The following is a 12382-nucleotide window of genomic DNA, read 5'->3' on the forward strand; positions in this document are numbered from 1 at the left end:
ATAGTATACAGGCTTTAAAGAGGGCCCAAGAACAAGCTAATGAGAATTTTTTATTTTTATCATATTTAAATTTAGGAAACCTGTATGCACAGATAGGAGATTATGGAAAATCAAATGAATATTATCAAAAATTACCTCATCTGATCAAAAAACTTGGATTAGGAAACAACCAACTCAGTACTCTTTATAATGGTTTAGGGGAAAATTTCAGGCTTACACAAAAATACCCTGAGGCTCTTGATTACTATAAGAAGGCCCTTTCCATTACAACGATTTCTCTTAACAAGTTGCTTTTTAAAGGAAACATGGCTGACGTGTACATCCACTTGGACAGTTTGCAGCTTGCATTTGATAATGCCTATCAGGCATTGCCTATTGCCAAAGAATTGGGTGCGACTGATTTGGAATCATGGATCTATGGCATTCTTTCCCGTGCACATTTTAAGGAAAACAGGGCTGACAGTGCATTATATTATGCTGAAAGGGGCTATGGTTTGGCAGTCAAAACAAGGTATATGGAAGATTTGCGGGATAATGCTAAAGCATTATCAGAAGCATTTTTACTTAACAATGATTATAAAAACGCATACACCTACAGGAACCTATACATCAGTTACAGGGACAGTATGCAAAGTGATGAAATCAGAAACAGATCAACTTTGTTGGAGCATAATTTCGAAATGCAATTAAAAGAAGATGAAATTGCCTTGCTCAATGAGCAGCAGAAATTACAGCAGAATTTCCTGATCAGTGCCTTGATTGTATTGGGACTTATTTTGATTACAGCCTTTCTTCTCGTACGGAATATCCGTCAAAAACAAAAAGCGAACCGCCTCCTTCAAAAACAAAAACTGGAAATTGATGAAAAGGCAAGGCAGCTTGCAATTCAAAAAGACAATTTAGAGAAATCTTACCACAATGTGGAATTGTTGAGCGAGATAGGGCGAAAGGTAACCTCCTCATTGTCGGTGGATAAGATTATCGGCACCGTTTACAACAATGTAAATGGTCTCATGGAAGCTTCTATATTCGGAATAGGGATTTACCATGAAGAAACCAAATCATTGGATTTCCCATCTACTTATGAAAACGGTGAAGCCTTGCCTGCTTATTCCAATTCAGTGGATGACAAAAACAGATTGGCATCCGTTTGTTTCAATACGGGGAAGGAAATTGTCATCAATGATCTCAATAATGAATATAAAAAGCACCTACAGTCAATGCCTACTGCTTCGGAAGGCAAGGTACCTGTCGCTCTCATTTATTTGCCGCTGAAGGTGAAGGGAAGGATGTTTGGTGTGATCACAGTGCAGAGTTTCAATAAAAACGCTTTTACAGATTACCACCTTTATATGCTACGCACCATCGCATTGTATTCAGCAATAGCACTGGACAATGCGGAATCTTTTCTAAAATTGAGCACAACAATTAATATCCTTAAGGAAACGCAAAAGCAACTTGTCCAATCTGAAAAAATGGCATCTCTTGGAGAACTCACGGCAGGTATCGCCCACGAGATACAGAATCCATTGAACTTTGTAATCAATTTTTCAGAAGTCAGCGATGAACAGATTGAAGAAATAGAAGAAGAATGGGGAAAAACCCAGGAGGAAAGAGATGAATCCTTGATTACTGAAATCCTAGGGGATATCAGGCAAAACTTGATAAAGATCAAGCATCATGGCAAAAGGGCGGATTCTATTGTGAAAGGAATGCTACAGCATAGCAGAACGAGCTCAGAAGAGGCTATTCTAACTGATATCAATACACTCGCTGAGGAATTCCTTAGACTGTCTTACCATGGTTTAAGGGCAAAGGACAAAACATTCAATGCAGATTTCAAAACGGATTTTGATCCTGATTTGCCAAAAATTCCTGTGGTGACACAGGACTTGGGAAGGGTTTTGTTGAATATAATCAATAATGCATTTTACGTGGTCGACAAAAAATCGAAATCAGGAATTCTTGATTATAAACCTGAGGTGGTTGTACATACCAAAAAACTTGACAAAGTGGTCGAAATAACCATTTCTGACAATGGTTCAGGAATCCCTACAGAAATCAAAGGCAAAATCTTCCAGCCTTTTTTCACCACCAAGCCTACGGGACAGGGGACGGGATTGGGGCTGAGTTTGAGCTATGATATCATAAAGGCACATGGAGGGGAGATCACTGTGAATAGCAAAGAGGGAGAAGGGACGGAGTTTGTGATCCAATTGCCAGCTTAGACTTATCTGTGTGAAAACACCACAAATTCTAATCTGATTGTAAAATAGAATAATTCCTTGGTTCGAAACATGAATGTTTTGTTTCTCTAAAGGTAGATTTTTGCTTAAAAAACGTATTTTAGAATTTCCTTTTGGTTTTTGAATATTCCAAAAAAGTTATCTCACTCAAGGAAATATGATCTTAGAAAATATCATTTCAATTTTTATTCTCAACTATCTCAGGAAGAATAGGGAAATAACAGTAGATTTTCTCAATTGGGAGAAGCTGCTCAGAATTGGAATGGGTACAGGGGCGGCTCTTATCTTTCTGGAAATTACCCATTTTTTGCCGGTTTTAGTCCTCACCATTTTGACAATTTTATTGTTTGGGGGAGTGACTTTTCTATCTTACAAGGTACCGGAATTTTCAAAAGGAAAATCCTTGGTTTATGCCATTCTTCCATTTATGGCCATATCTTTTTCCGGTCAATTGATAAAAAGTGTGGGTCCTGGTTTTTATGATAGCATAGAAAATTACTTTGAGATTGCGGGTTTCTTTGCCTTGATGTGGGCTTTGTCCATATGGTGGAGTGGCAGAAGGCAGAGGAAAGCCTTGGAGATAGAGCGGCTAAAAGCCATTGAAAAGGAAAGGGAATTTGAAATCTCCCAAAAAATCAAAGCTGAACTTGAAATCCAGGTAACAGCCCGTACGGCAGAGCTTACACGTCAAAAGGAAGAATTGGAAAAAACACTGAGTGAATTGAAATCCACCCAAAGTCAGCTGATCCAAGCAGAAAAAATGGCCTCATTGGGAGAACTGACCGCAGGCATCGCTCACGAAATCCAAAATCCTTTGAACTTTGTCAATAACTTTTCTGAGGTCAGTGAAGAATTGCTTCAGGAACTCAAAGATGAATTGGACAAGGGAGATGTGGCTGAAGCCAAAGCTATCTCTGATGATATTATCCAAAATCTTAAAAAGATACATCACCATGGAAAGCGGGCTGATACCATTGTGAAAGGTATGCTGCAGCATAGCAGGACAGGATCCGGTCAAAAGGAACTTGCCGACATCAACGAATTGGCAGATGAGTTTTTGAGGTTATCGTACCATGGATTGCGCGCAAAAGACAAAACATTCAATGCAGACTTTAAAATGGATTTTGATCAGTCCTTGCCACAAGTAAATATCGTGCCTCAGGATATTGGAAGGGTATTTTTGAATGTGATCAATAATGCATTTTATGCTTGTTCCGATCGAAAGAAACGCTTAAAAGACCAGGCGGGCAATATGAATGATTCACCTGAGACCTACCAACCTACAGTGACAGTTACTACAAAGTACCTAACCGGAAAGCAGAGTAAAAGCCGTGTACAGATTACTATTTCTGACAATGGACTGGGAATTCCCGCTGATATCAAAGATAAAATCTTCCAGCCTTTTTTTACAACTAAGCACACCGGACAGGGGACGGGATTGGGGCTGAGTCTGAGTTATGACATCATCAAAGCACATGGAGGAGAAATCAAGGTAATAAGCAAAACTGCCGGGAACATAGATGAAAAGGGGACAGGGACTACTTTTGTTATAGAATTGCCTCTTTGATTAAAAAGAAATTAATGGGAAAAAGCCATTCTTTCTCTTTAAATACCAGGTTCCGAGTAATGTTTGGTGCCAATTAAATGATCAACAATGTAAAATCATCAATAAAATCGAGGTGTTGAAATGATCGCCATGAATTCAAACCATGTAATTGGCATAGTAAATTCCAAATGTCAAATAGATTATGTATTTTTCTTACTTGAATGACAGCGCCACCTATATGGAGATAACCATACGCCCAACCCAATATTTTATCCAAGCCAAAAGCTTCATAATTTTCCCCGTATTTTTTTTGTTCTTATTTCAAATTGAAGCAATAAGCCAATCCAATCCCGAACTTGGTTTTCCTCTGATTACCAATTATTCTCCCAAAACTTATAAAGGACATGGCCAGGTCTGGGGAGTAATCCAAAGTGACAATGGTGTGATGTATTTTGGTACTTCGGCCGGAATTACAGAATATGATGGGGTAAATTGGAGGAAGATTGGAATTTCTGGAACAGAAGGTACCCAGACAATAAGGGCATTTGAAAAAGATAGCAATGGCCAAATCTATTTTGGTGGAGGAGAAAACTTCGGTTATTTACAAACAGACTCTTTTGGTAACACTGAGGCTGTTTCATTGGCAGGATTGGTACCTGATGAGTTCAAGGATTTTTCTGATATCAGGTCAGTTCAGATTATCGGGGACTTTATATACATACAATCTAGGGAATACCTGTTTAGATTTGAAGCAAATTCAGAAAAAGCTGATAGGGGTATTAAAATCTGGAAAGCTGATACGTTTTTTAGTTATAGCATTAATTTTGGAGATGAATTATATTTGTTCCAGCCAGACAAGGGACTTTATAAATTTAATGACGATAAAATAGAATTTGTTTCAGAGTCAGCATCACTCAGTTCAACTAGGATTTATATCATGTTGCCTTTGCCCGAAGACCAGTTTGGGAAAGGCCAATACTTGGTAGGTACTTCAAATGATGGTTTTTATCGTTATACCGGAAAGGAATTTGTTAGGTTCAAAACTGATATTGATCCTTTAATTTTTGATAATTTCCTTTATCGGGGTTTGCTGCTTCCTGATGGGAATTTTTTGGTATTGGTAATTGGGGAAGGGGTTTTTATCATGAGTCCCGAGGGGAGACTTCTTCAAAAAATCACTTATTCATCAGGTCTGCAGGATCAATCAGTTTATTGGCCTTATCTCGATACTTCGGGAATGCTTTGGTTGGGTCTTGATAATGGTATTTCCAAAGTAGAATTGAGCTCCTCCATTACCACTTTTTCAAAACAATCCGGCTTGAAAACAGGCGTACTCTCCATTGATCGAATGGGAGGTAATTTATTCATTGGTACTCCAATCGGAATTTCGGTTCTAAATAAGGAGAAAAGGGTTTTTGACACAGGGGAATTTGGAGGTGCTGTTCAGGTTTTTGATATGTTAAAAAAAGGGGAGAATCTGATTTTCCCTGTCATGAATGGCATGGCTGTTTTAAATAAAGACTTGGAACTTGACTATAAATATGAAGATGATAGATATCTTGCATTTGCATTTTTAGATTCTAAATTTTTAAAAAACCGGATTTTTGTTGGGAATTCTTTTGGTTTGTCAGTCCTAAAACTATCTGAAAATGGTGATGTATGGGAGAGGGAAGGTTATTTTCCCGGAAATTTCTTTGAAATTTGGACTTTAGCAGAAAGTAAGGAGGGAGAAATTTGGGCAGGTACGCAGTCAGGCATTGCTTATAAAATCACACCAGTGATAGATGAGAAAGGGGATTTTGATTTCGAAAATTCAAAGGTTGAAATCTTTGGTCAAGAGACTGGAAGAAAAGCTGGAAATGGAATAATTTATGGCAATGCCGGCAAAGTTTACGCATTGTCGGAACAGGGACTTTCCTCATATAATCCCGAAAGTGGAAATTTTGAAATGGACAGCACTTTTGGTGAGATCAAAATAGATTTTTCTTCTACAGATAATTTTTCGATGGTAGAGGATAAAAAAGGTAGAGTATGGATCACTATCAAAAATAGAATCCGTTTGGCTACTCCTTTGCCTTCTGGAGGTTATAAATTGGAGGATGACCTTTTCAATGCCTATCCATGGGAGGATATTACCACAATTTATCCTGAGGAAGATGGTACGGTTTGGGTAGGAAGTGGGGACGGATTGGTGAGAATGGAGGAAAAGGGAGCTAATAAAATTCAAAAGGAGTTTTCAACATTATTGCGTCAAGCAATCACAAAAACTGATACTCTAAGTTTGGATTCAGGTGAAGGTATTTCTCTCAAACAATCCAATAATTCATTGCGGTTTATGTATGCCGCTCCATTTTTTGAACAGGAAGACAGGACAGTTTACCAGACATATCTGGAGGGTTTTGATCCTGATTGGACAGATTGGGGAGACAACTCTTATAAAGAATACACCAACTTGGCCACAGGTACCTATACATTCAGGGTCAGGGCAAAAAACCTTTACAATGTCATCAGTAAGGAAGCTACTTATACTTTTACCATCCTTCCTCCTTGGTACGCCACTTGGTGGGCATTTTTATTATATGTTCTCTGTTTTGTAGGAATTGGCTATTTGGTTTATTTAACCCAAAAGAAAAGACTGATCGCCAAAGAACGGGAGAGGTCAAGGGAAAGGGAATTGGCTCAAGCCAAAGAAATTGAAAAGGCCTATGAAAACCTCAAAGCTACCCAAGAACAACTGATCCAACAGGAAAAGCTTGCCAGCTTGGGACAGCTTACTGCAGGTATAGCACATGAAATCAAAAACCCCTTGAACTTCGTGAATAATTTTTCGGAACTCAGCATGGAGTATGTGGATGAAATCAGTGAATCTGTAGGAAAACTCGAGGAAAATGAAACTACTGAAGATATCAAATCTCTATTGGGAGATGTCAAAGGAAATCTCGCCAAAATACTGCAACATGGCTCTAGGGCAGATGGCATTGTAAGGTCTATGTTGATGCATTCTCGTGGCGGCAAAGGGATCAAAGAACTAACAGATCTTAACGAATTGATCAAAGAATACGTTAATTTGGCTTTCCATGGCATGCGGGCAAATAAGAATCCGATCAATGTCGACATAAAAGTCCAATTGGAAGAAGGTCTTCCCAAAGTGATGCTGAATCCGGAGGATTTTAGCAGGGTAATTTTGAACCTTTGCAAAAATGCATTTGATGCAATGCGGGATAAAACCGAAGCTCTCGGGAAAGATTACCTTCCAAAACTTTCAGTTAGCACCAAAAACCTTGATGACAGTGTGATGGTTGTGGTGGAAGATAATGGACCCGGAGTAGCTGATAATATCAAGGATAAGTTGTTGATGCCGTTTTTCACAACCAAAAAGGGGACGGAGGGAACAGGCTTAGGATTGAGTATCACGAATGACATTGTCAAAGACCATGATGGTGTTTTGGAGATTGACTCTCAAGTAGGTGAATACACCAGGTTTATTATTTTAATTCCAAAAATTCAATAAAAAAGTTGTTATGAAAATACTGATTGTCGATGATGAAAAAGACGTCGAAATGCTTTTTAGGCAAAAATTCAGAAAGGAAACGAGGTCTGAAAAATTAGAGCTAGTATTTGCTTTTTCCGGTGCAGAGGCTTTGAGAATCTTGGAGGAATCGGATCCGCCTAATGTGGTATATGTATTTTCAGACATCAACATGCCTGGAATGACTGGATTGGAATTGCTTGATCAGGTGAAGAAACGATTTCCCCAGATTAGTGTTAGTATGATATCTGCCTATGGCGATAGTGACAATTATAACAAGGCGATCAAATCCGGTGCAAAGGAATTTTTCACCAAACCTATTGATTTCGAATCCCTTCGAAAGGAGATTTTGGATCTGATAAAAGCTTAAAATAAAGCATATGGATATGGCAAAGATATTAGTGGTAGATGACGAGGCTGATTTGGAGATTCTGATAAGACAGAAATTCAGACAAAAAATCCGTGAAAATGAATACGAATTTATTTTTGCGATGAATGGTAGACATGCTTTGGAACAACTTGTCGAGCACAAAGATGTCGATATGGTGCTGAGTGATATCAACATGCCCGAAATGGATGGACTTACTTTGTTGACAAAATTGAGTGAGACCAATTCTCTATTGAAATCTGTGATAGTCTCTGCCTATGGAGATATGGACAATATCCGCATTGCTATGAACCGCGGTGCATTTGATTTTGTGACCAAACCGGTGAATTTTACCGATTTGGAAATTACCATTGACAAGACAATTAAACACGTAAAGGGAATCAAGGAAACCCTGAAAGCGATCAAGGAAAATAATATCCTCAAAATGTACGTGGATGAAACCGTTCTTAATTTTATGGTTGGCAAAGAAATGGAATCATCATTTTTTGACAATGAAATTGTTGATGGAACAGTTGCTTTTATCGATATCTGTGGATTTACAGCCATCAGTGAAAACGAACCGGCCGACTTGGTTGTCAATATGCTAAATGCCTATTTTGATATTATGGTTCAGGAAATTATCAAAGAAAACGGTGTTGTTGACAAATTCATGGGTGATGCTGTTTTGGCAACTTTTAAAGGAGAAAAGCACTTGGAAAGGGCTCTAAGGGCATGTTCCTCCATCAGGAACAAAATACATGAAGCCAAAATTGGTATCGAATCTGGAAACTACAAGCCGGATGTTTCCATAGGTATCAATACCGGAGACATGGTATGGGGGAATATCGGATCCGCAACACTAAAAAGATTGGATTATACTGTCATTGGTGACACTGTAAACGTGGCTGCGAGGCTGCAGGCAGCAGCTAATAGGGGACAGATCTTGGTCAGTGAAGCTTGCTATGAGGCGGCAAAAAATGCTTTTCACTTTGAAAAAGTCGGTTCTTTCGATTTAAAGAACAGAGAGAAGCCTGTATTAACCTATGAAGTCCTAGAATAAAATATTTTTATCTGTTGGATAACCTTCAAAACTTCCTTTTCCTCTAAGAAAGGATTTAGAGGAAGTGAAAGGGATGAAGCAGTCAATTTCTCAGAATTGACAAATAACCCTTTTGAAAGATAAGGATTCATTTTTGGGATAATAGTGGGATAATGGATGGCAGTAAGGATTCCTTTTTCCTGTAAAAAATGTTTCAATTCTGACCTGTAATCTGTTTTAATCACAAATAAATGAGCATTGTGGTCAGAATTCAAAATTGACTCAGGCAGAATCAAATCACCGATTCCGGATAGGTGTTGGAGGTAAAGAGAAGCAAAGTATTTTCTTTTATCTTGCCATTTTTGGAAATAGGCCAGTTTGACGTTCAAAAAACCGGCCTGAATGGTATCGATTCTTGCATTCCTACCTACAATTTCATGTTTGTCTCTGATAGGTTGTCCATGATTGATCAGCATTTCGATTTTTTTGGCTAGACTTTTATCAGAAGTTGACAATGCTCCGGCCTCTCCTAAAGCCCCAAGATTCTTGGTTGGATAGAAACTGAAACAACCTATGTCTGCCCAACATCCCGCACTTTTGCCATTTTGATATGCACCAAAACCTTGAGCATTGTCTTCTATGATTTTGATGCCTTTGGGTTTGGCCCATGAGTTGAGCTTTTCCATATCCACCATTTTTCCATACAGATGGACAGGGATTACAGCTTTTGTTTTGGGTGTTGTCAAGCTGTCCAATTGCTCCAAGTCCATGAGTCCGGATGAATCCGTATCCACAAAAACAGGTGAGGCTCCCACTAATTTTATCACTTCTGCTGTAGAAACCCAGGTCAAAGCCGGCACTATTACTTCATCCCCCGTCCCGATTTCCAATGCGCGGAGGGCAATTTCCAAAGCATCAGTTCCATTTGAACAAGGAATTATGGTATTTTTGGTACCCAAAAATTTACTTAGATTTTTACCAAGCGTTTCTACTTCCTCTCCTCTGGAAAAAATTCCTTTGGAAAGCATATCGGAAAATTTTTTCTCCAAAGCCGATTTTAGTTCCTGATCAATCCTGCTCAAATCAAGAAATGGGATTTGTTTTTTCATCGCGTAGCTGGGAAAGTTGCTGTGTGAGGTTTTTTCGTGAATATTTTCCGATAGACCCTGATTTTCTAAAATCAATATTGGGTTCAAAATTCTGAAGGAAGGCTTCGATTCCTTTTAAGTCGGTATGGGGGAAAACCCGACCTGAACCTGAATTGTCCAATATTTTGGCACTGTCACCTTTTGGGTCACCCAATGCAATGATCGGTCTTCCGGTGGCTATATATTCAAACAGTTTTCCGGGAATATTTCCCTGCGCATTTTTGGTATCAGTCAGGATCAGCAAGAGTAAATGCGCTTTTTTGTAAAAAGAAAACACTTGTCCATGAGACACATATCCTTCCAATCTGATGTGATTTTGGAGCCAAGAATCTGATTCTATAAAGGATTTGACATTTTCAGAAACTTTGCCTACAAAACGCAAAGTAACTTTTATTGCCTTTTTCTCAAAAACCTCCTTTAAAGCTATTAGGAAAGGGATTGGATTTCTGATCGCATCGATCACACCTGTATATAGAATTTCTATCTCCTTGGAAGAGGGATGGAATGATTCCCAATTTTCCGGTAAATCAGTAGTGTCAAAGCCATTGGTAATAATGTTTATTTTTCTTCCTGAAAGTGTTTCAAAATCTTTTTGGAAGGTGGGACTAATAGTAATGATGGCATCTGATTCCAGCAAAACTTCTTTTTCCAGAGATTCATGTTTCCTCCTAACCCAATCCAGCATTGGAAGGGTATCCAAGAATTCCCACTTGGACCAGGGATCCCTAAAATCCGCCAACCAAATGATGCCTGTTTTCCTTTTGAGTTCCAATCCTATCAAATGCAAACTATGGGGCGGACCTGTGGTGATGATGGCATCAAACTGACCCTTTTCTATCAAATCAGTCAAAAAGGCCACAGAAGGTTTCACCCAAAACCTCCTAGGGTCAGGAATCAAGGCATTGGCCCTGAGCCAGATTCCAGCCTTATCGGTCAAAGACTTTTTTTTCTTTTCAAGGACTTTGGCAGTATCTGAGAGTTTTTCTTTTTTCAATTTCCTGAAAAGACCATAAGGTTCCCATATTGGGAATTTCAACACCTCCAATGGAGGTTTGATTTCTATTAGCATACTTTCATCCTTCAATTCAAAATCAGGATTTTCAGGGGTAAATATTACCGGTTCCCAACCAAATTCAGGCAAATATTTTGCAAACTTCAACCATCGCTGTACACCCGAACCGGCAGAGGGAGGCCAATAATAAGTGATGATTAGTACCCTTTTGGACATGTTGTTGGTAAATAATGGTCAGTAAACGGTTATCAGTGGTCAGTTTTTTAGTAATGAGAAAGTAGGTCATTTTCAGTTATCAATTTTCAATAATCCATTTCAGGTTTTATTGATCATGGAAAATTTTCCCTTGCTCCTAGGTTTTAACATTCTTCTTCTACCACAAATGATGGATATCGGCTTTGAAATACCTTTCGTAGATATTTCTGACAGCTTCCATCTGGACCGATGAAATCTGAGGTGAATTGGACGCTTCCACATTCGAAATAACCTGTTCGATTTTTGAGGCACCGGGAATTACCGTAGTTACTTGGGGAAACATCAGCACCCATTTGATGGCCCAAGAGGCCAAAGACTCACTTTCCCGGAAAATTTGTTTTAGTTCTTCCACTGCCTGAAGCCCTTTTTGGTAATCTACACCCGAGAAGGTTTCCCCTTTGTCAAAAGCTTCGCCCTTCCTGTTGAACAGTCGGTGATCTTCTTTTGAAAAAATGGTTTCGGCGGTAAGTTTTCCGGTCAATAACCCACTAGCTAAGGGAACACGTGCAATTATCCCGAAATTGTCTATTTCGGGATGGGAGAATAAAGTTTCAGAAGGCTTCAGCCTGAACATGTTAAATATGACTTGGATCGAAGAAACGATCTCATATTTCATGGCAGCCAATGCCTCATCGACAGTCTCTACACTGACACCCATTGCATTGATTTTCCCTTCTTCCTTTAACCTTTCAAAAAGTTCAAATATTTCATCCCGACTATAGACAAGAGAAGGTGGGCAGTGGAGTTGAATAAGGTCTACCGCATCCAGACCTGTATTTCTAAGAGAATCTTCCACAAATGTCCTCAGGATTTTTGGGGTATAACCTTCATTGACATGAGGTTGGATTTGTCTTCCGCATTTTGTGGCGACAAATATTCTTTCAGGGCTTTCCCTTACTGCTTTTCCTACGGCTGCTTCACTCAAACCGCCATCATATACATCTGCAGTATCTATAAAATTGATCCCTTGATCGATTGCTGTGTGAATTATTCTATTGGCAAGTTTGCCGTCAAAAGGTTTTCCCCATCCGCCTCCTACTTGCCAAGTGCCTAATGAAATCTCCGAAATGGCCCATCCTGTTTTCCCAAGCTTCCTGTTATTCATGTCGTTTTGATTATTTTGGCTATCGATTTCAGGAAGCAATTTAAATTTTTATCTTTAAACGTTTAAATTACCCTTATGAAATCCAGAAGAAAATTTCTCCAAACATTAACCGTTGCCGGTGCAGCCGCAACATTA

At 39.0% G+C, this 12382-nt stretch carries 9 protein-coding genes; 6 read left to right on the top strand and 3 right to left on the bottom strand.

Translation table 11 applies throughout. From position 1 onward, the window contains the following. The 5 genes from ACZFYI_RS07680 to ACZFYI_RS07700 form a co-directional block, all read left to right on the top strand. On the top strand, nucleotides 1-2228 hold a 2228-nt coding region (locus ACZFYI_RS07680; protein WP_462523542.1), incomplete at its 5' end, for an ATP-binding protein. Between the two features lie 175 nt (nucleotides 2229-2403). Further along, nucleotides 2404-3813, top strand: a complete 1410-nt coding sequence (locus tag ACZFYI_RS07685) for a sensor histidine kinase (protein WP_462523543.1) — start codon at nucleotides 2404-2406, stop codon at nucleotides 3811-3813. A 181-nt stretch (nucleotides 3814-3994) separates the two neighbouring features. Then, the gene (locus ACZFYI_RS07690) at nucleotides 3995-7303 is read left to right on the top strand and encodes a sensor histidine kinase (protein WP_462523544.1); all 3309 of its coding nucleotides are present in this window, start codon (nucleotides 3995-3997) and stop codon (nucleotides 7301-7303) included. Between the two features lie 10 nt (nucleotides 7304-7313). After that, nucleotides 7314-7691, top strand: coding sequence for a response regulator (locus tag ACZFYI_RS07695; protein WP_462523545.1), 378 nt, complete (start codon nucleotides 7314-7316; stop codon nucleotides 7689-7691). Nucleotides 7692-7707: 16 nt separating this feature from the next. After that, complete coding sequence (locus ACZFYI_RS07700; RefSeq protein ID WP_462523546.1) at nucleotides 7708-8748, top strand: adenylate/guanylate cyclase domain-containing protein; 1041 nt, start codon at nucleotides 7708-7710, stop codon at nucleotides 8746-8748. On the opposite strand, the gene ACZFYI_RS07705 is transcribed toward ACZFYI_RS07700, so the two are convergent. The 3 genes from ACZFYI_RS07705 to ACZFYI_RS07715 all read right to left on the bottom strand — a co-directional run bounded on the left by ACZFYI_RS07705 (nucleotide 8730) and on the right by ACZFYI_RS07715 (nucleotide 12247). After that, entirely contained in the window at nucleotides 8730-9836 is a 1107-nt protein-coding gene (locus ACZFYI_RS07705; protein WP_462523547.1) for a DegT/DnrJ/EryC1/StrS family aminotransferase, read from the bottom strand. The genes ACZFYI_RS07700 and ACZFYI_RS07705 overlap by 19 nt on opposite strands. Beyond that, on the bottom strand, nucleotides 9811-11103 hold the full coding sequence (locus tag ACZFYI_RS07710) for a glycosyltransferase family 4 protein (RefSeq protein ID WP_462523548.1): 1293 nt from the start codon (nucleotides 11101-11103) through the stop codon (nucleotides 9811-9813). The genes ACZFYI_RS07705 and ACZFYI_RS07710 overlap by 26 nt, the downstream gene beginning before the upstream one ends. Before the next feature lie 157 nt (nucleotides 11104-11260). Further along, nucleotides 11261-12247, bottom strand: a complete 987-nt coding sequence (locus ACZFYI_RS07715; RefSeq protein WP_462523549.1) for an aldo/keto reductase — start codon at nucleotides 12245-12247, stop codon at nucleotides 11261-11263. Nucleotides 12248-12322: 75 nt separating this feature from the next. Between ACZFYI_RS07715 and ACZFYI_RS07720 the strand changes: the two genes are divergently transcribed. After that, nucleotides 12323-12382, top strand: a 60-nt coding sequence (locus ACZFYI_RS07720; RefSeq protein WP_462523550.1) for a twin-arginine translocation signal domain-containing protein, incomplete at its 3' end; no start/stop codon positions are given.

The organism is Aquiflexum sp. (assembly GCF_977115555.1).

Bases quoted from the DNA above. Each gene is read 5' to 3' on its own strand.
- ACZFYI_RS07685 (WP_462523543.1), top strand. From the start codon at position 2,404: ATGATCTTAGAAAATATCATTTCAATTTTTATTCTCAACTATCTCAGG.
- ACZFYI_RS07710 (WP_462523548.1), bottom strand. From the start codon at position 11,103: ATGTCCAAAAGGGTACTAATCATCACTTATTATTGGCCTCCCTCTGCC.
- ACZFYI_RS07705 (WP_462523547.1), bottom strand. From the start codon at position 9,836: ATGAAAAAACAAATCCCATTTCTTGATTTGAGCAGGATTGATCAGGAA.
- ACZFYI_RS07700 (WP_462523546.1), top strand. From the start codon at position 7,708: ATGGCAAAGATATTAGTGGTAGATGACGAGGCTGATTTGGAGATTCTG.
- ACZFYI_RS07715 (WP_462523549.1), bottom strand. From the start codon at position 12,247: ATGAATAACAGGAAGCTTGGGAAAACAGGATGGGCCATTTCGGAGATT.
- ACZFYI_RS07690 (WP_462523544.1), top strand. From the start codon at position 3,995: ATGTATTTTTCTTACTTGAATGACAGCGCCACCTATATGGAGATAACC.
- ACZFYI_RS07695 (WP_462523545.1), top strand. From the start codon at position 7,314: ATGAAAATACTGATTGTCGATGATGAAAAAGACGTCGAAATGCTTTTT.